This is a genomic window from Paraburkholderia fungorum (assembly GCF_046026025.1).
In the GTDB taxonomy this organism is placed as follows: Bacteria; Pseudomonadota; Gammaproteobacteria; order Burkholderiales; family Burkholderiaceae; genus Paraburkholderia; species Paraburkholderia fungorum_E.
The window spans coordinates 32,448-55,012 of the sequence record NZ_JAQQFL010000016.1; the positions used below are offsets into that span (position 1 = coordinate 32,448).

Consider the following 22,565-nt stretch of genomic DNA (forward strand, 5'->3'; position numbering starts at 1 on the left):
ACGATACACGATGCGGGCAGGTTTGCGCGCCGGCAACGCGTAGGCGTTGCGTACAATGGGCGCTTCCGAATACGACGAGGCACCGCATGGCCCGCATTGTCCCCGACGACTGGAAGAGCCTCGCCGCCACCGGCGCGGCGGCACGCGAACGCGAAACCCTCGCGTTACTGGAACAAACGCTGCCTGACGGCTACACCGTCTATCACGGCGTGCATTGGACCCGCCTGAACCAGAACTTTTCGGTATTCGGCGAGGCCGATTTCGTGATCGTCAGCCCGGCCGGGCGCGTGATGATCGTCGAACAGAAAACCGGTTTCCTGCGCGAAACGCCGAAGGGTCTCGTCAAGGTCTATCTCCAGACGGAGCGCAACGTGGCGATCGCGCTCGCGCACACCGTCGAAGCGCTGCACCGGCGCTTCACCGCGGCCTTCGGCGCGGGCACCTATTTCATCGAAGAACTGCTGTATTGCCCGGACCACATCGTCAAGGACGCCGCGATTGCCGGCGTGAATCCCGCGCGGATCGTCGATGCGACGCGTAAAGACCGGCTTGCCGCGATCATTCGCGAAGCCTTGCCGGCCGACGAAACGCGCCTCGCTTGCGCCCCGAAAATCCACCACTTTTTCGCCGACGAACTCGCGCTTACGCCCGACGCCAGCGCGTTGGTCGGCCAGGCCGGCACGCTCGTGACGCGCCTCGCGGGTGGCCTCGCGAGCTGGGCGCGGCGGCTCGAGTTTGCGCCGTTCCGGCTGCGCGTGATCGGCACGGCAGGCTCCGGTAAAACGCAACTGGCGGTGCAGGTGATGAAAGACGCGGTGGCGCGCGGGCAGCGGCCTTTGTATGTGTGTTTCAACCGGCCGCTCGCGGATCACATCGCGCGGGTCGCACCGCCCGAGGCGAAGGTGGCGAACTATCATCAGCTATGCGACTGGGTCGCGCGCGACGCGGGCCGCGAACCGGATTTCCAGTCCGGCGACGTGTTCAACCAGCTTGAAACGACTTTCGCCGAAACGCCGATCGACGCGCGCTGGCAATTCGACGTGCTGATCGTCGACGAAGGGCAGGATTTCCAGCAGCCGTGGGTGGCCGCGCTCGAGCGCCTGTTGCGGCCGGGCGCCGCGTGGTGGTGGCTCGAAGACCCGCTGCAGAATCTGTATATGCGCGAGCCGGTTGAGTTGTCCGGCTGGACCACGCTGAAGGAAACGACCAACTACCGCAGTCCGCGCGACATTCTCGACTATGTGCGCGACGTGGTCGGCGCTTCGGTGCCGGTCGCGGCGGGTCTGGCGTCGGGTAGTCCGTTTGACGGCTCCGATATTTCGCTCTCCGTCTACGACGAAGCGAATGCCGCCGAAGGCAGCATCGAAGCCACCAAGCGGGCGATCACGCAGGCGTTGTCGCTTGGCTTTCGCAAGCAGGATATTGCGGTGCTCTCGTTTCGCGGCCGCGAAGGCTCGGCCATGACCGCACAGGACCATCTCGGCCCACACCGGTTGCGCAGTTTTACGGGCAAGTACGATCTGTTCGGCAACCCGGCGTACCGCGAAGGGGACGTGCTATTCGAGTCGATCTATCGCTTCAAGGGGCAAGCGGCGCCGTGCGTGATTCTCACCGAAGTCGACTTCGAATCGTTCGATGAGCGTATTGCTCGCAAGCTGTTCGTCGGCGCCACGCGCGCGACGATGAAGCTGATCATCGTCGCCTCGCAGCGGGCCGCGCGGCATCTGCATCTGCGCGAAGGCAGAGAGCTCAGGGAAGCGAAAGAGGTGAAAGAAGCAAAAGAAGTGTGAGAGAAGCGCCGGCGCGCCATCAGGTCCACGCGCGCGCGCCGACCAGCATGCCAGTTTGCGTGAGCGCGTCCCACCAGATCACGCGCAGCAACGGCGCCTGCTGCGCGATCAGCAACGCTTGCACCGGATCGCTTTCGACAAAATGCGTGACGCCGCCGCGCAATGCGGCGGCAGCCTTGTGAGCGGCAGCGCCGGCGGGACTTTCGTCGTGCGTGCCGGGCGTGCGCATCACCAGTTGCATATGACCGAAGCCATGCCGCGCGAGCCACGCCTCGGTGCGCGCGCGATCCGCTTCCGGCCGGCCGGTGATGATCGTACGCACGCGTTGCAGATCGATGCCCGGCAGCACCTCGAACGGCAGCAGTGCGTCGCGTTCGGTGAGCGCCGCGTCGAGATCCTCGTCGTAGCGCGCGAGCGGCACGTCGGGTAGCAGAATGCCGTCGAGATCGATTGCGTAGGTGGTGTATTCGTGATCGTCGGCCATGGCGGGCGCGGCGCCCGTTTCAACGCGCTCCCAGTCTTCGCGATAACGCTCGGTGTAAGCCTGGCGCTCCCACGGAAACAGCGCGAAGTAGCCGCGGGCGTCGATCGCGTAATCGGGTTGCGTGCGGCTCAAATCGTCGACCGCGCCGGTCAGTGTCCTGACGTCGAGGCCATGTTGCTGAAGGAAGGCGATGCAATCGGTCAGCGTAAAGCCGCGCCCCGCGATGTCTTCGCACAGCAGCACTTTCGAACCGGCGGGCGGGATCGGCAGCGTCGAATCCCAGGCGACCTTGCGCGACTGGCGGTCGTAACGCAGAAAGGCGACCGGCGTGCCGACCGCATGCGAAACCATCAGCGCAAGCGGCGCGCCGCCGCGCAGAATGCCGATCGCCATCGTGAACCGCTCCGCCAGCAAGGCGGGTTGCAGCGATTCGATCCAGTGATCGAGCTGTTCGTACGTCAGGGGCAAAACCGGCTTGTTCATGACTCTCAGGGCGTCGCGTTGCGCGCGTAGGGCGAGTGTCCCGTAGACGGGGAGCGGCGCGCGGCGCAGCGCGGCGGCAGGCTCCCGTTTTTGAGACGAAGAATTTTGGCGATATTATGCATGCGGATCAAAGATCGCGCGTCGGGGTGACGCGCGTCGCCGGGCGGGGCGTCGCAAGAACCATCGTCGCGGGCGGGAAAAAAGGGTGAAGATTCGCAGGTTTGCTGGCAGGTTGAGCCGGCGCTGCGCGGAGCCGCCCGGGAAAATAACAAACGATGGAAAAGCCAGGCAAATGACCAAGGTGAGTGGCAGCAACGGTGGGTACAGGAGCGCATGGTGGGGGCTGGGTCTATTCCTCGCTTTCGCCGTGTGGAGCATGCAGGCCCAGGCACAGGCGGCGTCGTTGCCGCTGTCGCTCGACGTCACGGGCAAAATCAGCAAGACCAACGACGCGGCGCACACGTCGTATCACTTCACTGAGGCGCAACTGCTGGCGCTACCGGTCCATTCGATTACGACCGCCACCACCTGGACCCCGCGTTCCACCTTCACAGGACCGCTGCTGGCGGATATCCTGAAGATAGTCGGCGCATCCGGCAGCGCCGTCGAGATCCATACGCTCGACGACTATACGTACACCGTTCCGGTGTCGGACAGCGCGCGCTACGGCGTGGTCGTTGCGTACAGCATGAACGGCCGGCGCCTGAAGATCAGCGACTTCGGGCCGCTGTTTCTTATCTATCCGCGCGACGCATTCCCCGATGAACTCACGGGTGCGGCGGGCGACTCGAAATTCGTATGGCAGATCAAGGCACTCATCGTCAAATAACGCGCCGCCCCTGGCGTCGTGTCCTCTATGTGCTGATCTGGCTGACCGCGCTCGCGGCGCCGGCCGGCGCAATCGGCTATCTGTTGTACGCGAACCTGCTCAATCCGCGTGCGACCGAGCCGCTGACCGGACAGTACGACGGTTTCTATTGGGACGCCGCGCAACTGCAGATCGCCTACGCCCGTTTCGAGAATCAGTTGCTGCTGTATCAGTCCGGTGTCGACGACGACTATTCGCGGCTCATGCTGCGCTATCAGTTGCTGCAATCGAAGCTGCATGTGATGGCCGGTTCGACACGCAGGCTGACCACGCAGCTCGCGCTGCTGCAGCGGCAAATGGACGAGATCCAGTCGATCGATCATTTGCTGGACGGCATTCAGCCTGAGGTCGACGCGTTGCCGAAGGACCGCAGCCGCGCCAATCAGATCGTCGAGGAGTTGCGCCAGCATTGGAACGAGGTCAACGATCTCGCGTTGAGCCGCCGGTTCGCCGACGTGGCCGACCGTGAGGCGATGAACCGCGATTTCATCGACAAGCGCCGCATGCTGTTCGCGGGTGGCCTGTTGCTGCTGTTGCTCTCGGCGGCCGCGACCACGCTGCTGGTGTTCAATGGCCGGCGCCGCACGCGCCTGATGCGTCAGCAGCATGCGGCGCTCGAAGCGGAGCATCAGGCGAGCCGCGCGGCGCGCGAGGCGAGTCTCGCGAAAGATGCGTTTCTCGGCATGATCAGCCACGAACTGCGCACGCCCTTGCATGCGATCGTGTCGTCGATCGAGTTGCTCGGTTTCAACTATCACTCCGAGGCCGATCGCAAGGTTATCCAGCGGCTCGAAACGGCAGGGCGGCATCTGGAAGCACAGATGAAGGACCTGACCGACTACGCGCGCCTCGGCGCCGGCAAGCTCGAGTTGCGTCATGAGCATTTCGAGCCGCGCGAACTGCTGGCTTCGATCGTCGACGAACACGCCATGTCGGCCGCCGCGCGCGGCCTCACGCTGGAAAGCGAAGTGAGCGGCATGAGTGGCCTTGTCGATTCCGATCCCCATCGCATTCGCCAGATCGTCAACAACCTGGTCACCAATGCGATCCGCTACACCGAAACCGGCACGGTACGCGTGCAACTGAGGCAGCGGCCGGCGCTGCTGATCTTCGTCGTCAGCGATACGGGGCCGGGCGTGCCGCATGCGCAGATTCCACTGATCTTCCAGGAGTTCACGCAGCTCGATGCGTCGCGCACGCGCCGCTTCGAGGGCGCGGGGATGGGACTCACGATCGTGCAGGGGCTGGTGCGACTGTTCGGCGGCACCGTCGAGGTGGCGAGCACGGTGGGCAAGGGCACCACCTTTACGGTGACGATTCCGGTCACACCCGTCGCGGCAAGCGCGCCGTCCGGCGTGGCGGCACATGCCGACCCGGGCGGCGCGCGCCCGTGCGTGCTGATTGTCGACGACAACCGGCTGATTCGCGAATCGCTCAGCGAAATGATCGCGCATATGGATTTCGACGCGCACGCTGTCTCCAATGCCGACGATGCGCTCGCGTGGCTCGACGCGCATCGCTGTGACGTGGTGCTGCTCGATCTGCATATGCCGGATCGCGACGGTTATACGTTCCTCGCGGATTTCGCGGCACGCGGGGGGCCGTCGGCGGGTGTTCCGGTGATCGTGGTGAGCGCGTACGCGCCGGAAGCGGCGAGTGCGAGTCATGCGGAAAATATGGGTGGCGCGGCAGGGGAAACAGGGGAAGCGGGTTCGCAGCCGTTTTTCGATGCGTTATTAAAGCCGGTACATTACGAGGAACTGCGCAGTGCGTTGCAGCGTGCTTTGGCTTCGCGGCATACGGTGTGACGTAATACGTGGCAAGACACAGAGGGAGGAGGGCTCAACCTGAGCACACACCTTCAGCTGCTTGCCGGCAAATCAGGGCCGGTTCAGACGTTTGGACAGATCGGCGACCAGGATTGCCATACGCGCGGGCTTTTCATAGCACGCGACGTCGTAATTGCGGATCACCTGGCTGATCTCCGATTCGCTGGCTTTGCCGGTCAGCAGTTCGCCGGTCAGCACGAAAATCGGCGCATCCGGATTTTCCGACGCCCGCACCGCGCGGATCGCCCCGGCCGAGGTCTGCGAGCCGAATAGCCAGTCGATCACGACGCCGTCGAAGACCTGGGTTTGCAGTTGCTCGGCGAATGCGGCGAGGCCGTAGATCGCCACTGCCGCGAAACCGCTGCGTTCGAGATATTCGCGCAGGTTGTCGGCGGAGGCCTGATCGTCGTCCACCACGGCGATGGTCGGCTTGTCGGTTTCTGCGCGGCGCGGATAGATCTCGATCTTGTGGACTTCGTACGCGCTTTGGTAAAGCGTGCCGTCGTGACGCGCGACGCGCCACTGGCCGAGCTTCGGGTACGCCACGAATTCAGGGCGGCTGCCCGGTTCGAGCGCGGCGCCGACCCATGCGGTGCAGGCCAGTTCGATCGCACCGATGCTGAACACCGCTTCCTGGGCGATGGCGCCGACCATGCCCGGATCGAGCGACTGTGCGCCGAATAGCTGAGCGGCAGGTTCGCCGAACACCTCGGCAACCTTCTTGATCTGCGACAGGGTCCATGGGCTGTTGCCGCGCAGCTTGCGGTGTCCCTGCGAAAAACTCAGATCGAGGATGCGGCATAGCTCGGTGGTTTGCTGGCGTTTGCCGATTCCATGCCGGCTCATCAACTCGCGCACGCGCTCGGCAACTGCGATGGCGTCAGGTGAGTGTGTTTCGTTGGTCATACTGCGTGAGAATCTGCCTTCTTGAAAGGTGGCTGTAGGGCGTGCGATGCGGCCCGCTCAGCGCGGCCATGCGCATGAATGCGCAGAGGATGCGCGTTGACGCGGCAACGCAGGGGGACAGCAAATGTACCGTAAAAACTATCGCGGCCCGTTTTTGTATGACCGCTGCCGGGTGTGTCAGCTCGGGAGTGAAAACGGAAAAATTCGGCAGTCTGTTTATGCTTTTGGCATCAAGTCAGTCTATTTTACCGATGAAATCGCACGATATCTGTAAAGAAATATCACCGGGTGGGGTATTACCGCTGTGAGCCTATGCTGGCGGCATGGCGTCGAGCCTGGCGGCCGAGTTTTTCAGGCCTTTGAAAATCCGCTCGGCGACCTTGCCCGGAAACCGCTCGGGCAATTCGGCCGAGACCCGCGCGATAACGTCGGGCGTCTGTTCGATCAGACGCTGGATCAACGGTTCCGCGCTCGCGCCGTACGAGCACCGCAGCGCCATTGCGTTGAAGTGGCGCCGCTGTACTTCGCGGAAGGCGTCGTGTTTGCTGCGCGACCACATTGCCATGGCGAGTTTGGCCTTGAACCACGACCATTGATTCAGGCCGTTGCCTTCCACCGGCCAGATGGACATCACGTCGTAAAGCGGTGTGAGACGGTACTGGCCGCCCGCCAACAGGCGAATGCTGAAGTTCTTGGCGTGGCCGTCCGGCGCCGCCAGCATCCAGAACAGGATCTGGCTTGCCAGCAGCGTCTCGATGTCCTGCTGCGCCGACACCGATTGCTGGAGAATTCGCGCGAGGTCCAGCACGCCCGGGCCCCCCTGGTTTTCATACTTGCGATGCGACGGCACACCGTACACCTGGCAGAAATCTTCCTGCGGCAGGCGCAGCAGCCATTGCCCGCCCGAATGCAGTTGCCGGTCGAAGCGTTCGACGCTCAGCACCCGCTGCCTGCCGAAGGTCACGATCTCGGTGCTCGCCACCGGCAGGCCATAGGCTCGCAGGATCCGCAGACACAGCCATTCGTTTTCGACCGAGGTGCTGAGGTCGGCGAGTTTGTTGCCGACCAGCCCGAGCGGCAGCTTGAAGATATGCGTGGTGGGGGTGGCGCCATGCGGGCGTTGCCATTTGCCGTCGTGCCACAGCAGCGCGGTTTTCTCCTGCGCGCCGGCGAGCGAGATGCGGAAATCGTCCGTATCGTCACGCGTGCCGAGGATCGGATTGCTGACGGTGCGCGCCAGCATGGCCTCGATCTCGCTGTCGGAGAGCGGTGTGCCATCGATGCGATCGACGCTGGCCGGTGCGTCGTCTTCGGCCAGCAACTGGACGGCGCCCACGCAATCGCGGCCGATGGCTTGCAGCAGGTCGAACGCATCGAGCGTATCGGTCTGGTAGCGCTGGGCGATGCGCTTTCTGATCGCCTCGCTATCGGGCAGCAGGTTGTCGAAATAGTTGAGCACTCGAGGCCCTTTGTGCGCCACGTTGCCCGGTGCGAACGGCAGCGAGAGCGAAAGGGGCCGCGCTGCGGACGAGGCAATCCATGCCGGGTCGTAAGCGAACTCCATGGGGCCGCGGGTGGGCAGGCGCCAGACGCCGACGCGCCCGCCGTTGGCCCACACCGAAAGTGCCCGTGAATGCGTCTGGCGGCCCATGCTTACCACTCGACCAAAGGCGCCGGCTCAGGCACCGGCTGGTTCTTGTCGCGCACCTGCAATTGCAGGCCGTAGGCGCCGCACAGCGCCAGCAATTGTGCGAGAGTGAGGGCGGTGGCGTCGGTCTCGAGCGCCGAGATGCGGCTTTGGCTGACGCCGATGCGCGCGGCGGCGTCAGCCTGGGTGAGGCCGGCCTGGCGCCGACCGGCCGCGAGCAGTTGGGCCATCTGGTTTGGTGCGGCAATGAGGTGGATCATGGCGAATTATCCGCAAGACGAATAAATGCACTTTATGCGTCACACGAATATTTGTCAAATATTCGTGTGACGCATATTCGGCAAATATCTGTCTGGCGAATAAACAACAAATATCTGTGTGACGAATAAATTCCATCTGCCTGTATTTCCGCCTGTATTCCTGCCGGGATGGCCGTGTAGCATGCGGTGAAAACATCTTCTACCGACTCCGTGCGACTCATGAACTCATCGACCCTGCGCCACACCGACGTGCCGTACTACACGCAATGGGGCAGCCCCGACTGGGTGCGCCACATCGTCGAACACCAGGCCGACCCGTGCGACGACCCACACTGGCAACGCAGCGGTTTCGCCGACCCGGAGCGTTACCGTTTCTGGGCCAGGCGCCTGTGCGGTCTGACCTGCCTCGAATCCGCGCTCGACTATTGGGGCATCGAACACGTCCCGCGCGCCGCGCTGCTCGATGAAGCGTTGCACCACGGCGTGTACCGGCTGCGCGATGACGGCGGCGTCGACGGTCTGATCTACCGGCCGTTCGCCGATTGGGTCGGCGAGGCATTCGGCATCCAGGTCGACGTGTTGCCGCAGGCGTCGCTCGAACAGATCGCCGTGCGCATCGACGGCGATACGCTGGCGATCGCCTCCGTGAGCCCCGAGATCCGCTATCCGGAGCGGCCGAATCAGCATCAGGGCGGACATCTGATCCTGCTGCACGGACGCGATCGCGATGGCGTATGGTTTCATAATCCATCGGGCATAGCGCCTCACCAGGCGGATGTGTACCTGCCGTTCGCAACGATGGCGCGCTTCTACGCAGGGCGCGGCATGACGCTCACTCGCAGCGTGCGCCAACCAGGGCAGCAGACAAGCCCTACGCGAGCGCACTGATCGGGCCCGTTTTCTGCTGAGGAGCTTTACACCGACCTTAGCGATACTGGAACGCGTCATGAATCGAACCTTCGCCTTGCTCGCCGCCGCCCTTACCGCGCTCAGCGCCTTCAGCGCGGCGAACGCAGCCAACGCAGCCACCAGGGACGACCAGGCCAAAGCCTGTCGAGGCGACGCGATGCATTTCTGCGCCGCTGAAATTCCGAACAGGGAAAAAATAACCGCCTGCATGAAGCAACATGTCGACGAACTCAGTCCGGCGTGCCGCGCGATGTTCAAGGGCGGCAAGAAAGACGACGCCAAGGCTAACGCCGCTTCGCAGTGAACCCGGCGGTGATCCCGGAGATCGAAGGCGACGGGCATGTGACTGGTTTTGCAAACTGGATCGCCGACGAACGCGATCCGCCGACTTATGGTTTTCTGCTGCGCTGAATCGAACCTACCAACTTGCCAGGACTGGGAAAGCCCGCTCATGACCCGCCCGACCATGCAGATTTTCGACGCCGCCGCCACCGCGCGGCTGATTCCGTACGCGTCGCTCGTCGACGCGTTGAAGCGCGCGAGCATCGACTACGCGCAGCAACGCATCGCGAGTCCTGAGCGGCTCGTCGTGCCGCTCAACGAAGGCGGCATCATGCTGTCGATGCCGGCCACCGCTTCCGATCTCGCGATCCACAAGCTGGTCAACGTATGCGCGAGCAATGGGCCGCGCGGCATCCCAACGATTCACGGCCAGGTGATGACCTTCGACGCCGACACCGGCGAGACACTTTTCATCCTCGACGGCCCGACGGTGACCGGGCGTCGCACGGCGGCGATGTCGATGCTCGGCGCGCGCACTTTCGCGCCGGCGAGGCCGCGCGAATTCCTGCTGATCGGCACCGGCACGCAGGCAGCGAACCATCTGGAAGCGATTGGCGAACTGTTCCCCGACGCGCGCGTGTGGGTGAAGGGCAGTGCCCCGGCGCGGGCCGCGGCGTTCTGTGCCGCCCATCGTGCCCAGGGCGGCAAGGTGCGCGAACTGCAGCCGCTGGCCGACCCTGACGCGGCTATCCCCGCCTCGATCGACGTGGTGATCGCGCTGACCACCAGCAGGCAGGCCGTCTACGACGAAGCGGCACGCGCGAACCGGCTCGTGATCGGCGTAGGCGCGTTCACGCCGGCCATGGTCGAGATCGGCGCGCGCACGATCGCGGGCAGCGCACTGTTCGTCGACGACGAAGCCGGCGCGCGGCACGAAGCCGGTGATTTCATTCAGGCCGGCGTCGATTGGGCGCAGGTCGGCGGAATTGCCGCCGTGGTGGAGAACGCCACCTGGTTGCCGTCCGGACAGCCGATTGTTTTTAAAAGTGTCGGCTGCGCAGCGTGGGATCTGGCGGCCTGCCGGGTAGCACGCGAAGCCTTGTCGGGCGGCTGATTGCAGACCGTTTGCCGGGCCCGGCGCATGGCGGTTGGCAGGACCCGGTTGGCATCTTGCGCCAACCTGCGGCACATGTTGCCGTGCAAACAATCTCAAAACGTTGCACCATAGGCGTTTGCCAGAAAAAAGGCGCCGGCCGCCGGCGCCTTTTTGCCCCTTTGTCCATTGACTTGACGCCTATCACGACGCTGCGACCGCGCTATGACGATCCAACACGCTTCAGCTACTCCCGACCTGCCGCTCGACATGATCATCTTCGGCGGCACCGGCGACCTGTCATTTCGCAAGCTGCTGCCCGCGCTCTACATGGCGCATTTGCACTGCAATCTGCCGCCGGATACCCGCATTCTCACGATTGGCCGCAAGCCGTGGTCGCGTGAGGAGTACATCACCGAATTCATGGAAGCGAAGGCGAAGCCCTTCATCGAAAAGAAGGCGTTCGACGCTGCCGCCTGGGATAAATTTCTGGCGCTGTTCGAGTACGTGCGCATGGACGTCGATTCGATCGAGGACTACCAGCGCCTGAAGCAGACGTCGCGCGAAGGCGTGCGGCGCGTGTTCTATCTCGCGACCTCGCCGGATCTGTTCACGAACATTTGCGACAACCTTTCGGCAGCCGGATTGATCGACGAGAACTCGCGCGTTGTGCTCGAAAAACCGCTGGGCCACGATCTGGCGTCCGCGCAGGAGATCAACACGGCGGTCGGCAAGCATTTCAGCGAAGCGCAGATCTACCGGATCGACCACTACCTCGGCAAGGAAACCGTGCAGAACCTGATGGTGCTGCGCTTCGGCAATGCGATTTTCGGTCCGCTGTGGCAAGCGCCGTATATCAAGCGCGTGCAGATCACGGTGGCCGAAGAGGTCGGCGTAGGCAGCCGCGCGGGCTTCTACGACAAGACCGGCGCGTTGCGCGACATGGTGCAGAACCACTTGCTGCAACTGCTGTGCATCGTGGCGATGGAGCCCCCGGTGTCGCTCGATCCGGACGCCGTGCGTGACGAAAAGCTCAAGGTGCTGCGCTCGCTGCGCCCCATGACACCCGAGGATATCGCTCGCGATACCGTGCGCGGTCAGTACACGGCCGGCGCGGTGGCAGGCGAGCCGGTGAAGGGCTACCTGGAGGAAGACAACGTGCCGCCGGGCAGCCGTGCTGAGACGTTCGTCGCGTTGCGCGCGCATATCAACAACTGGCGCTGGGCCAATGTGCCGTTCTACCTGCGCACGGGCAAGCGCATGCAGAAGAAGGTGTCGGAAATTGTTATCGAGTTTTCCGAATTGCCGTTCTCGATCATTCCAAGCGGTGGGCGCAACTACGGCAACCGTCTCGTGATCCAGTTGCAGCCGGAAGAATCGATCCAGTTGCAGATGCTCGCGAAGGAACCCGGCAGCGGCATGCACATGCTGCCGGTCAATCTGAACCTGGATCTGCAGCAGGCTTTCACCGAGCGTCGCGCGGAAGCGTACGAGCGTCTGCTGATCGACGTCATTCGCGGACGCCTCACGCACTTCATGCGCCGCGACGAACTCGAAGCGGCATGGGCGTGGGCCGAGCCGATTCTGGAAGGCTGGGCCAAGTCGGGCGACAAGCCGCGCGGCTATACGGCCGGCACGTTCGGACCGGCTGCGTCGACGGCACTGATGGCGCGTGAAAACGCCGTGTGGGCGGAGGAATCGCAGTAAGCGCAGGGGTGAAGCGTCGGCGGCACGTCGGCGCTTTGAAGTACCGGATTGAAAAAAGGCGGCCCGTTTTTGCGGGCCGCCTTTTTTGTTAGATGCGAATAATTCAGTGACCCGTTCTGCGACCCGCCCTGATTTATGGCAACGAAATCGTCAACGTGGCCGATTGCGGGCCGAGCTTGACCACCTGCGAATACGGCGCGAGCGTGCGCAACGTCTGATCGCGCAGATAGGTGTTCAGGCCGAGATAAGCGAGCAGACCGACCAGCGCGAATACCGCGCCGATCGACCACAACGGCACCTCGCGCTTGAGGCGGTGAGCGACCTGATCCGGCAGCGGCCAATGCGGCGCGAACGGTGCGCGCTTGCCCTTCATATGCGCGATTTCGTCGCCGATGCGCGCGGTCAGGTAGGCGAGCTTCTCCGGTCCTTCGAGCAGATACTTGCCCTGAAAACCGAGCAGCAGACACATATGGAACACTTCGAGCGACTGCAAACGCGCGGCACCCTGCGCGCGGCATTCCTCCAGATACTGGAAGAATTTCTCGCCTGCCAGTTGCTCGCCGAATAGCACCAGTTGCAACGGGCGCCGTTCCCACTCCGTGCGGATCTTGAATGTCGACGACAACACCGATTCGTCGATGGCCGCGCAGAACGCAAACTTGGATGCGTAGACATCTTCCGCCGACGCATTGAGTTTTTTTGCGCCGCGCTCGAAGTCACCGAGAAACTGCTGGATCCGCTGGCTGAACTCGTTTGCGTCGCCGGGCTCGCGGCCGTTCTTCAGCAAAAACAGCATGAAGAAGCCGTCGTATAGCAGGTCGAGCAGCGAGCGGACCTGGTAGCTCGGCTCGGTCATGGGGGCGGGCGGCGCGGCAGGCGTGCTGCCGCCAAACAGGGAAGGCGCGTAGCTCATGATGTGACGGCGATCAGTTCGAGTTGAAGATCGTTGATGCCCGACGGCGCGTAGATCATTGCCGATTGGGCCTGCAACATGCGGTCATACAATGCCCCGCGCGATTCGCACGAGAAGTAGCACGCGCCCGGACGCACTGGAATGGCCGGCGGCACCTGCGGCGTGTAGACGAGGCGCACGCCCGGCATGGCCGAGAGCACCAGTTTGTCGACGTCGTCCGGTGCGCCGACCTTGAAGCGGGCCGGTACGGCCTCGACGAGTTCGGCGGTCGGCATGTCCGCGGAGACGGCGATGTAGAACTGGGTCTTGTCGTCGATCTTGCCCGAGTCGAGGCGGCCCGCATGGAACGACGGACGCACTTCTTCGAGCGCGATCGCGAAGTAGCGCGTGGAGATCACGGTTTCGAGCAGATCGCGCAGGATCGTGTCGAGGCGCGCAAAGCCGGGGCCCGGATCGTCGTGCCGGTAAGCCGGCAGATCGGACAAGGCATAGCCCTTTGAAAATGTCATCAATTGGCCGGCCAGGCGCAGCAATTCCTGAAACAGACGTTCCGGGTGCAGTGCCGAATGCTGGTACAGATGCGCCAGCGAGGCAAACGCGGCGCTCGCGGTGTGCAGCAGCCAGAACGAAGCGATGTCGCCCGAACGGAACTCGATGATGTTCTTGGTCGGCTCGCGGTGAAAGCCATACAGCGCGTTGACCTTGGCCTGCAGCGCGTCGATCAGCTGACGCAGCCGTTGATGCAGAATCGGTGAAGCGTCGATCGCGAGGCAGGGCGGCACGAACGTGTCGTCGATTTCGAAACCCGAGGTGGCGGTGCGGCGCACGCGCGCAAGCGGCACCGACAGCAACTGGTCGCGCGGTTCGCTATGCGCAATGAGTTTGACGCTGGTTTTCAGGAACGTGATGTCCGCTTCGGCGGCGTCCGTGAAATGATCGGCTACCGGCGTTTGCTCGCTGACGTAACGCGACACGAAACCCGCGTTGCTATCCTGCGAATAGTTCGCGCCGGTTTCGCGCAGCGGATGCAGCGCCAGATAAAACGTGAATTCATTGATGCCGTCGGGCAGCGTGTCGAGCGCAATCGGCGGCGGCAGGTCGTCGGCTTGCGGCGCGGAGTAGAGCGCCCCGTCCGGAAACACCAGCGAGAGTTCGCTCACGCGCAGCACGTTGCTGCCGAGCGCATCGCGGTCCAGGCGCGCCGAGCGCACGCCCCAGTTGTATGGCTGGATCGCCTGGATCGATTCGAACAGGCGCGCCTCGTGATAGGCGTCCTGACGCTGAAAATGCTGCGGCCTCAGAAACAGGCCTTCCCCCCAAAGCACTTTTGCGGAATAACTCATCTCAAACCTGTTATATGCGTTCAGCGTGTGGCGCGCCCGGAGATAACCGATTCGAGCGCCGCATTGTTAATTCTCTAAAAAATGTTAAATCGTATATGCACGGCATCTTTAACCACAACTTACCGAAGAAAGCATATTCAGCGGTTGGGCCGGCAATCCCTGTTCAGGCGGGATGACAGTGCCGTTAGTCACCGTCATTGCGCAGTTATGCAGGCCGATCATTATGCCGGATTTCTCCGACTTCGCCGGGTCGAAGGCGAATTTCCAACGCTGCATGGCCGGGTCGCGAAATAGCGCGACGATACCGAATGCCTGTGCTTCACGCGAGACTTTTTCGGTAACGACGTAACGTTGACCGGGGATCAGCGTCACTTCGCGCACGCCCAGCAGATCGCCGCCCAGTACGGTCTTTTCCTTGGCCGGATCGGTAAAGGCGTCGAATGGCGCCTGCTGGAATGAAGTGGGGTCTTTCAGCACGTAAAGCCGCACGACCAGCGCCAATGGGCGCTGGTCATTGGCGGCATTGAGATTCTGTGCGGCATATAACGTGAGGCCGACATTACGTGGCGGCTTTTGCGCGTCCGGTACGTCGGGCTTGCCTAGGCCGCTCGCCTGCAACACCGCGTTGGCAGCGGCTCCCAGCGCCGGCACGGCGGCTGCGCAGCCGCCCAGCAGCGCGCACATGGCGGCGCTTGCAATCAATAGCGATGCATAGCGAACAAGACGCGAATTCATATACATCGACCGGCTCGGCGCCGTCCCCCGTCAAAACATCAATAACGAAATCAATCCGGTAAATTTGCAGTCACGCTTTACCGTGTAATGCAACTTGATGCAAAGCGCATTGCGCTTGCGCACTCACGCGTTCGCTTGCCTCACACACGGAAATTTTTTCCGCTTCTCACTTTTCCGCTATTGCATCAGGAAACAATTTCTGCATGTTTCGTTTAAATCATCCACATGCATTTTTTTTGTGCAATGCTTCTTCACACGAAAGTTGAATTATCGAAAATTGGCCTGTACTATACCCGCGCAGTTGAAGCAAAGCAAAACTCGGTTTCTCCTTGAATTAAAAAAATCGCACGTCGGTGAAAAACGATGAATCAGCGTCTGTTAGTAAAATTATCTGGGGTAGTGTTGGCATGCGGCGTGATTGCCGGTTGCGCGACACAGGGCAACAACACAGCGACCACACCGGAGGCTTTTAATAAGCAACTCGCGGACGCGGACACCGTCGCGAAGGGTGGTGATCAGGACCGCGCCATCTCGCTTTACCAGCAACTGGCCAAATCCGATCCGACGCGTGAGGAACCGTGGTCGCGCATTGCGCAGATCCAGTTCACGCAGGGTCATTACGGTCAGGCTATTGTCGCCGCGCAAGAAGCGCTGCAGCGCGATCAGACCGATCGTCAGGCAAAGAGCGTGCTGGCTGTAGCCGGTCTGCGCGTGGCCACGCAGTCGCTCGGCGAGCTGCGTCAGGACGCGTCGCTCGCGGGTGATGCGAAGTCGGACGCGCAAGCGCTCGCCAAACAGTTGCGCGACACGCTCGGCGAAGCCACGTTGTTCCCGCCTGATCCGAACGACAAGCCTGTCGTGAAGAAGAAGCGCATCATTCGCCACGTCGCCAAGGGCAAGACCACGGATACGCCGGAAGCAACCCCCGGCGCCGCGGCCCCGGCCGCCACGGCGGCAGCTCCCGCCGCCCCGGCACCGGCGCCTGCCGCACCCGCCAAAGCTGCCCAAAGTGGCGGCGCGTCCGATCCGTTCAGCGCGCTGCGCTGATCCACACGCCTGATCTATCTGCATTCGGGAGCCGACGATGGCGAAGAAAGAAAGTATTCAAAAACGTTTGCAAAAAGTGCGGCCGCCGCGCGTTCAACTGACGTACGAGGTTGAGCGCGGCGATGCGATCGAGGTGAAGGAACTGCCGTTCGTCGTCGGCGTGGTTGCCGATCTGGCGGGGCAGTCCGAAGTCGAACAGCCGAAGCTGCGAGATCGCAAGTTCGTCAACATCGATCGTGACAATTTTGACGACGTGATGAAAGCGATCGAGCCGCGCGCCGCGTTTCAGGTGGAAAACCGCCTGAGCGAAGCGGGTGGAAAATTTGCCGTCGATCTGCGTTTCAAGTCGATGGCCGATTTCAATCCGGATGAGGTGGTCGCGCAGATCGAACCGCTGCGCCGTCTGCTCGACGCACGCTCGAAGCTGGCCGATCTGCGCAACAAGCTGGCCGGCAACGACAAACTCGAAGACCTGTTGAGCGAAGTGCTCAACAACACGCAGCAGTTGCAGACGCTGGCGAAAGACCAGGGCAACGCAGCAGACCAGCACGCCGGCGCGCCGGATCACGACAAGCAGGGCGAATAAGTACGCACGGGGTGTGAGATGAATCAGCAAACGGCAGCAGCCCAACTCGCCACCGCGCAGAGCGGCACGGAATCCACGCTGCTCGACGAAATCGTCGAGAAAAGCCGCGTGGCCAAATCCGAGTCGGAACATGCGCGCGCGAAAGACCTGATCGGCGAACTTGTACACCAGGTGCTCGACGGTACGGTGGTGGTGTCCGACAACCTGTCGGCCACCATCGACGCGCGCGTCGCGGAACTCGACCGTCTGATCTCCGCGCAACTGAGCGCGGTGATGCATGCGCCGCAATTCCAGCGCATGGAAAGCACGTGGCGCGGTCTCGACTATCTGTGCAAGGAAAGCAATACCGGCTCCACGGTCAAGATCAAGGCGCTGCACGCGCCGAAGCGCGACCTCGTGCGCGACTTCAAGAACGCGATTGAATTCGATCAAAGCGCGCTCTTCAAGAAGGTTTATGAGGAAGAGTTCGGTACTTTCGGCGGTGCACCGTTCGGCACGATCATTGGCGACTTCGAAGTGACGCGTCAGCCTGAAGACGTGTACTTCATCGAACAGATGGCGCATGTCGCGGCTGCGGCACACGCACCGTTTATTGCATCGGCGTCGCCTGAACTGATGGGGCTCGAAACGTTTGCCGATCTTGGCAAGCCGCGCGACCTCGGCAAGGTGTTCGATACCGTCGAATACGCGAAGTGGAAGTCGTTCCGCGATTCCGAAGACTCGCGTTATGTCGGTCTGACCTTGCCGCGTTTTCTCGGCCGCCTGCCTTTTAATCCGAAAGACGGCGCCACCGCGGAAGGCTTCAACTTCGTTGAAGACGTGGATGGCACCGATCACAGCAAATACCTGTGGTGTAACGCAGCGTGGGCCTTTGCCGCCCGCCTGACAGCCGCATTCGACGACTTCGGCTGGTGCGCGGCGATTCGCGGCGTGGAAGGCGGCGGTCTGGTAGAAGACCTGCCCACCCACACGTTCAAGACCGACGACGGCGAAGTCGCGCTGAAATGCCCGACGGAAATCGCGATTACCGATCGCCGCGAAAAGGAACTGAGCGACCTGGGTTTCATTCCGCTCGTGCACTGCAAGAATTCGGATTACGCCGCGTTCTTCGCCGCGCAATCGGTGCAAAAACCCAAGAAATACAGTACCGATAGCGCGAATGCGAACGCCGTGCTGTCCGCGCAGTTGCAGTACATCTTCTCGGTGTCGCGCGTGGCGCACTACCTGAAGGCGATGATGCGCGACAAGATCGGCAGCTTCGCATCGGCACAGAACGTCGAAGTATTCCTGAACCGTTGGATCTCGCAGTACGTGCTGCTGGACGACAACGCAACTCAGGAGCAGAAAGCGCAGTTCCCGCTGCGTGAGGCGTCGATACAGGTCTCGGAGATTCCGGGTAAGCCTGGTTCGTATCGTTCGGTCGCGTTCCTGCGCCCGCACTTTCAACTGGATGAGCTGTCGATCTCGTTGCGGCTTGTCGCCGACCTGCCGAAACCGGCAAATTCATAAACCAAGTCAGAAAACCCGTGCCGGCCGCACGGGTTAGCTGTTAAAACCACCTCTTTGGGGAGTCGATGAGTTATGAAGGACATCTATTTAAAATTCGGCAATCCGGCGATCAAAGGCGAGTCTGCCGATAAGGATCATGCTGGTTGGATCGAAATCGATTCATGGAGCCACTCGATTACGCAACCGCGTTCGGCAACGGCTTCGACGGCGGGCGGTCATACGTCCGAGCGTTGCGAGCACGCTGACATGCAGTTCACGAAAGACATCGACGTGGTCAGCCCGCTGATCTATCAACACGCATCGGGCGGCACCACGTTCGACGAAGTGACGATCGACTTCATGCGTTCGGACGGTGAAGGCAACCGCATCAAGTACCTGGAAGTGAAGCTCAAGTACGTGATCATCTCGAGCGCTACGCCGAGCGTGGTGGGCGAAGGCCTGCCGAGCGAACAGTTCTCGCTGAAGTACGCTGCCGTCCAGTGGAAGTACACACAGCAGAAGATCGGCGGCAACCAGGGCGGCAACGCGCAAGGCGCGTGGAGCCTGACGAAGAACGACAAGACGTACGCAGTCTGATGCCGGGGCGCACGCGGCGCGCGGCCTGAGAGGGCTGACGCATGCCGCGCGTGCCTCGCATCGAACCGTTTTTCGGACGCTGATGAAACGCTTCGAACCCAGCTTTCTCGACAAGCTGTTCGACGACGAACCGCATCTGCCGGCTTCTCCGGCGATGCGGCAATTGTCGTTGGACGAGTTGAAGGCCACTGTCGCGCGCGACGTCGAGGCGATCCTGAACACCCGGATCGCTCTCGCCGAGCACGAACTGGCGGCGCTGCCGGAATGTCAGCGCTCGTTGCTGACGTATGGCCTGAACGATTTCGCGGGCTTGAGCCTCGCGAGTCACTACGACCGCACGTTTATCTGCAAATCGATTCAACAGGCAATCGCACGGCATGAGCCGCGCTTGCAGCAGGTGGCGGTTACGCTCGAATTGAACGAACAATCCACCAACGCGCTGAACTTTGCGATTCAGGCGTTGCTGGTTGTGCACCCGGCGGAAGAACCGGTGAGTTTCGACGCGATGCTGCAGCCTTCCACGCTGCAATACTCAGTGACGCGCGCACGCGCGAAGCTTTAGTGCCTGATTTTTGATGGCTGAATTTTAGGTCCTGTGTTTTAGTATCGTGAGTACCGCTTTGCCGCCGCTTACGCGCAACGGTGGCGATGAAGTGAGCGGAGAGGGTTCAGGTCCGGGGATAGATTGATGGAAGAATTGCTGCCGTATTACGAGCGCGAATTATCATTTCTGCGGCGCTATTCACGCGATTTCGCTGAACGCTACCCGAAAATCGCGGCGCGCCTGGCGATGTCCGGCGAGCACTGCGAGGATCCGCACGTCGAGCGGATGATCGAATCGTTCGCGCTATTGGGCGCGCGTATCAACAAGAAGCTCGATGACGATTACCCCGAATTCACTGAAGCGCTGCTGGAAGTGCTGTATCCGCACTACCTGCGGCCATTTCCGTCGTGTTCGATCGCGCAGATGGGCACCTCGGCCGCGCTCAGTCACTTGACCGAACCGGTTCTGATCGAGCGCGGCACAGAGCTCAAGTCGCGTCCGATTCGCGGCGTGCAATGCCGTTTTCGAAGCGCCTATGATGTGACACTCGCGCCGATCCGCATTTCGGAGGCGAAGTACACGTCGGTGGCCATGGCGCCGAGCGCGACCGTGCTGCCGGGTAACGCCACGGCGATCGTGTCGATCACATTCGAATCGACGGCGGCGCAACTCGATCTGTCCGCTCTGAAAGTCGGTACATTGCGCACCCACCTGCACGGCGAGCAATCGTTTATCGCGGCGCTGGCCGATTGCCTGTTCGTCAACGGAATGGCTACGTATGTCGAAGCCGACCGCCGCGGCGTGTGGAAGCAACTGCGTGAATCACCCGTCGTACAAGCCGGTTTCGACGAAGACGATGCGCTGATCGACTATCCGGCCAAATCGCATCCGGCGTACCGGTTGCTGACCGAATACTTCGCGTTCCCCGAAAAATTCAATTTCGCCGATTTCGATCTGGCGGCGATGACGCGCGCGAGTGGCCGCTGTCAGCGTCTGACGTTACACGTCGTGCTCAAGGAAGTGCGTAGCGATTCGCACATCGCACGCTTGCTGGATTCGTTGTCGGCGCATCATTTCCGCTTGTTTTGCACGCCGGTCGTCAATCTGTTCGAGCAGCACGGCGAGCCGATCCGCGTGAGCCATCAGGCAATTTCGTATCCGGTGATTGCCGAAGCGCGCCGCGCGTTCGCGTACGAGGTCTATTCGATCGACTCGGTGAAACTCGTGCGGCAGCAGGCGCATGAAGAATCGGTGATCGAGTTTCGCCCGTTCTATTCGCTGCATCACGGTGAAGCGGCGCGTGCGGGCCACTACTGGTTTGCGCGGCGCAACGACTGGGTTGCGCAGAAGAGCCCGGGATATGAAACCGAAATCTCGATTGTCGACATCGACTTCGCGCCGGCTGCGCCGCAAACCGACACGCTGAGTCTCGATCTCACGTGTACCAATCGCGATTTGCCGGCCGGCCTCGCGGTGGGTCTCGAGGGCGGCGATCTGTTTCTCGAAGGCGGCTCGCTCACCGGCAGCATTTCGATGCTGCGCCGGCCGACGCCCAGTGTGCGTTTTGAGCGTGGGCGCGCTTCGCACTGGCGGCTGATTTCACATCTGGCATTGAATCATGTGTCGCTCGCCAATAGCGGCCTGTCGGCGCTCAAGGAAATGCTGGTGCTTTACGATTTGCGGCGCACGGCAGTGTCGGCGCGGCATATCGACGGGCTCGTCGGCATCGAACAGCGTGCAGCGGTGCAATGGCTGCCGGGCAAGCCGTTCGCGACTTTCGTGCGCGGTATCGAGATTCGTTTGACGATCGACGAAGAACATTTTGTCGGCACGAGTCTCGCGTCGTTCGTGCGGGTGATCGATACGTTTTTCGGGCTGTACGTGCATCTGAACAGCTTTGTGCAACTGGTCGTCGTGTCGAAGCGCACGGGCGAGGAGATCTTGCGATGCAAACCGCGCAGCGGCGAATCGATCCTGGCGTAGTCGAGCAGCTTCTCGACGAACCGCATCGCTTTGAATTTTTTCAGGCGGTGCGCATTCTCGAGAAGTGGTTCGCGCAGCAAACGCCTTCGAGCAACGGACGTCCCGGTGAAATCGTCGCGCAGCGGATTGCCTTTCGCAATTCGCTGTCGATGTCGTTTCCGCCCAGTGAAATTCACAGCGCGCAATCTTACGACGATGAAGGCGTGGCGCTGAAAGAGAAGGCGCAGCGCACCGCCGCGCTCAAAGCGGGTTCGCTTCACAAGGTCGATATCACGCCGGCGTTTTTCGGTTTGCTCGGCGGCCAAGGCGCCTTGCCGCTGCATTACACCGAGCAGATCATCGCGCGTGAGCAGATCAAGCGTGACCGCGCGGCGCGCGAATTCTTCGACGTGTTTTCGAGTCGCGCGACGGCACTCTTCTACGCGGCCTGGAAGAAATACAGGCTGCCGCTTCATTACGAACTGGATCGCGACGAACGTTATCTGCCGCTGTTGCTCGCGCTGGCAGGCGTTGCCGACGACGACACGCGCAACAGTCTGCAAAGCGGCGACGGCGCGCTATTCGACGAAGCGATCGCCGGGTATGCATTGGCCGCGCGGCACCGGCCGGTTTCAGCGGCCTATTTGCAACGCACGCTCTCTGAATACTTCAAGGTGCGGGTGCGTGTCGAACAGTTCGTCGGCAAATGGTACGACGTGCCGCGCGACCAATTGACCGTGCTCGGCGGTGTCAACGCAACGCTCGGCGCCACGGCGCTGGCGGGTGAGCGGGTCTGGCAGCGCGACATGCGCGCGCGGCTCGTGATCGGACCGCTCGACAAGGCCGACTACGAAGCATTTTTGCCCGGTGCCGACCGCGCCTTGGCGCTCGAACGCATGCTGACGCTGCTGGCCGGCGTGACGCTCGAATATGAGGTTTCGCTGGTGCTGCGCCGCGCGGAAGTGGGGCCAAGCATGTTGAGCGGTGGCGCACGCCTCGGTTGGGACGCATTTCTGTGCACCCGGGAAGCCGACCGCGACCGAGCGGATGCCCGCTACGAATTGCACGTGATTCACTGACCATAACGATAG

At 62.0% G+C, this 22,565-nt stretch carries 21 protein-coding genes; 14 read left to right on the top strand and 7 right to left on the bottom strand.

The features are described from left to right. Positions 1 to 86: 86 nt before the first annotated feature. A complete protein-coding gene (locus PQR67_RS18690) occupies positions 87 to 1,790 on the top strand; it encodes an ATP-binding domain-containing protein (RefSeq protein ID WP_408462261.1) in 1,704 nt (567 codons plus the stop codon). 19 nt (positions 1,791 to 1,809) lie between these two features. Here PQR67_RS18690 and PQR67_RS18695 read toward each other — a convergent pair whose 3' ends face one another. After that, positions 1,810 to 2,757, bottom strand: coding sequence for a phosphoribosyltransferase (locus tag PQR67_RS18695; protein WP_408462264.1), 948 nt, complete (start codon positions 2,755 to 2,757; stop codon positions 1,810 to 1,812). Positions 2,758 to 3,049: 292 nt separating this feature from the next. On the opposite strand from PQR67_RS18695, the gene PQR67_RS18700 reads away from it, so the two are divergent. After that, the gene (locus PQR67_RS18700; protein ID WP_408462267.1) at positions 3,050 to 3,586 is read left to right on the top strand and encodes a putative pterin-binding protein; all 537 of its coding nucleotides are present in this window, start codon (positions 3,050 to 3,052) and stop codon (positions 3,584 to 3,586) included. After that, entirely contained in the window at positions 3,556 to 5,433 is a 1,878-nt protein-coding gene (locus tag PQR67_RS18705) for an ATP-binding response regulator (RefSeq protein WP_408462270.1), read from the top strand. The genes PQR67_RS18700 and PQR67_RS18705 overlap by 31 nt, the downstream gene beginning before the upstream one ends. Positions 5,434 to 5,505: 72 nt before the next feature. Here PQR67_RS18705 and PQR67_RS18710 read toward each other — a convergent pair whose 3' ends face one another. From PQR67_RS18710 to PQR67_RS18720, 3 genes are all read right to left on the bottom strand, one after another. Next, the gene (locus PQR67_RS18710; protein WP_408462273.1) at positions 5,506 to 6,360 is read right to left on the bottom strand and encodes a helix-turn-helix domain-containing protein; all 855 of its coding nucleotides are present in this window, start codon (positions 6,358 to 6,360) and stop codon (positions 5,506 to 5,508) included. Positions 6,361 to 6,670: 310 nt separating this feature from the next. Next, positions 6,671 to 8,011: a type II toxin-antitoxin system HipA family toxin gene (locus tag PQR67_RS18715; protein WP_408462276.1), complete on the bottom strand. Its 1,341-nt coding sequence runs from the start codon at positions 8,009 to 8,011 to the stop codon at positions 6,671 to 6,673. A 2-nt stretch (positions 8,012 to 8,013) separates the two neighbouring features. Beyond that, positions 8,014 to 8,268 carry a helix-turn-helix domain-containing protein gene (locus tag PQR67_RS18720; protein WP_408462279.1) on the bottom strand — a complete coding sequence of 85 codons (255 nt, stop codon included), beginning with the start codon at positions 8,266 to 8,268 and terminating at the stop codon, positions 8,014 to 8,016. 219 nt (positions 8,269 to 8,487) lie between these two features. Between PQR67_RS18720 and PQR67_RS18725 the strand changes: the two genes are divergently transcribed. The 4 genes from PQR67_RS18725 (at position 8,488) to zwf (ending at position 12,259) form a co-directional block, all read left to right on the top strand. Further along, a complete protein-coding gene (locus PQR67_RS18725; RefSeq protein ID WP_408462281.1) occupies positions 8,488 to 9,156 on the top strand; it encodes a cysteine peptidase family C39 domain-containing protein in 669 nt (222 codons plus the stop codon). A 58-nt stretch (positions 9,157 to 9,214) separates the two neighbouring features. Beyond that, positions 9,215 to 9,481: a hypothetical protein gene (locus tag PQR67_RS18730; RefSeq protein ID WP_408462284.1), complete on the top strand. Its 267-nt coding sequence runs from the start codon at positions 9,215 to 9,217 to the stop codon at positions 9,479 to 9,481. A 147-nt stretch (positions 9,482 to 9,628) separates the two neighbouring features. After that, positions 9,629 to 10,573, top strand: coding sequence for a bifunctional Delta(1)-pyrroline-2-carboxylate/Delta(1)-piperideine-2-carboxylate reductase (lhpI, locus tag PQR67_RS18735; RefSeq protein WP_408462287.1), 945 nt, complete (start codon positions 9,629 to 9,631; stop codon positions 10,571 to 10,573). A gap of 204 nt (positions 10,574 to 10,777) precedes the next feature. Further along, positions 10,778 to 12,259 carry a glucose-6-phosphate dehydrogenase gene (gene zwf / locus PQR67_RS18740; protein ID WP_408462290.1) on the top strand — a complete coding sequence of 494 codons (1,482 nt, stop codon included), beginning with the start codon at positions 10,778 to 10,780 and terminating at the stop codon, positions 12,257 to 12,259. A 133-nt stretch (positions 12,260 to 12,392) separates the two neighbouring features. Here zwf and icmH read toward each other — a convergent pair whose 3' ends face one another. The 3 genes from icmH to tssJ form a co-directional block, all read right to left on the bottom strand. Then, the gene (gene icmH, locus PQR67_RS18745; RefSeq protein WP_408462293.1) at positions 12,393 to 13,172 is read right to left on the bottom strand and encodes a type IVB secretion system protein IcmH/DotU; all 780 of its coding nucleotides are present in this window, start codon (positions 13,170 to 13,172) and stop codon (positions 12,393 to 12,395) included. Beyond that, positions 13,169 to 14,515, bottom strand: coding sequence for a type VI secretion system baseplate subunit TssK (tssK, locus tag PQR67_RS18750; RefSeq protein ID WP_408462296.1), 1,347 nt, complete (start codon positions 14,513 to 14,515; stop codon positions 13,169 to 13,171). Before tssK ends, icmH begins: the two co-directional genes overlap by 4 nt. A 108-nt stretch (positions 14,516 to 14,623) precedes the next feature. Then, on the bottom strand, positions 14,624 to 15,250 hold the full coding sequence (gene tssJ / locus PQR67_RS18755; protein ID WP_408462552.1) for a type VI secretion system lipoprotein TssJ: 627 nt from the start codon (positions 15,248 to 15,250) through the stop codon (positions 14,624 to 14,626). A 363-nt stretch (positions 15,251 to 15,613) separates the two neighbouring features. On the opposite strand from tssJ, the gene PQR67_RS18760 reads away from it, so the two are divergent. The 7 genes from PQR67_RS18760 (at position 15,614) to tssG (ending at position 22,553) form a co-directional block, all read left to right on the top strand. Beyond that, positions 15,614 to 16,297, top strand: coding sequence for a tetratricopeptide repeat protein (locus PQR67_RS18760; protein WP_408462299.1), 684 nt, complete (start codon positions 15,614 to 15,616; stop codon positions 16,295 to 16,297). 37 nt (positions 16,298 to 16,334) lie between these two features. Beyond that, positions 16,335 to 16,883, top strand: a complete 549-nt coding sequence (tssB, locus tag PQR67_RS18765) for a type VI secretion system contractile sheath small subunit (RefSeq protein WP_408462302.1) — start codon at positions 16,335 to 16,337, stop codon at positions 16,881 to 16,883. Positions 16,884 to 16,901: 18 nt separating this feature from the next. After that, complete coding sequence (gene tssC, locus PQR67_RS18770) at positions 16,902 to 18,392, top strand: type VI secretion system contractile sheath large subunit (protein WP_408457269.1); 1,491 nt, start codon at positions 16,902 to 16,904, stop codon at positions 18,390 to 18,392. 72 nt (positions 18,393 to 18,464) lie between these two features. Then, positions 18,465 to 18,968 carry an Hcp family type VI secretion system effector gene (locus PQR67_RS18775; protein WP_074287739.1) on the top strand — a complete coding sequence of 168 codons (504 nt, stop codon included), beginning with the start codon at positions 18,465 to 18,467 and terminating at the stop codon, positions 18,966 to 18,968. An 82-nt stretch (positions 18,969 to 19,050) separates the two neighbouring features. Continuing rightward, positions 19,051 to 19,530 (top strand): type VI secretion system baseplate subunit TssE, encoded by a 480-nt coding sequence (gene tssE, locus PQR67_RS18780; RefSeq protein WP_120347070.1) that lies wholly within the window; start codon positions 19,051 to 19,053, stop codon positions 19,528 to 19,530. Between the two features lie 126 nt (positions 19,531 to 19,656). Then, on the top strand, positions 19,657 to 21,495 hold the full coding sequence (gene tssF / locus PQR67_RS18785; RefSeq protein ID WP_408462307.1) for a type VI secretion system baseplate subunit TssF: 1,839 nt from the start codon (positions 19,657 to 19,659) through the stop codon (positions 21,493 to 21,495). Further along, complete coding sequence (tssG, locus tag PQR67_RS18790) at positions 21,459 to 22,553, top strand: type VI secretion system baseplate subunit TssG (protein WP_408462310.1); 1,095 nt, start codon at positions 21,459 to 21,461, stop codon at positions 22,551 to 22,553. Before tssF ends, tssG begins: the two co-directional genes overlap by 37 nt. The last annotated feature ends 12 nt before the right edge of the window (positions 22,554 to 22,565 follow it).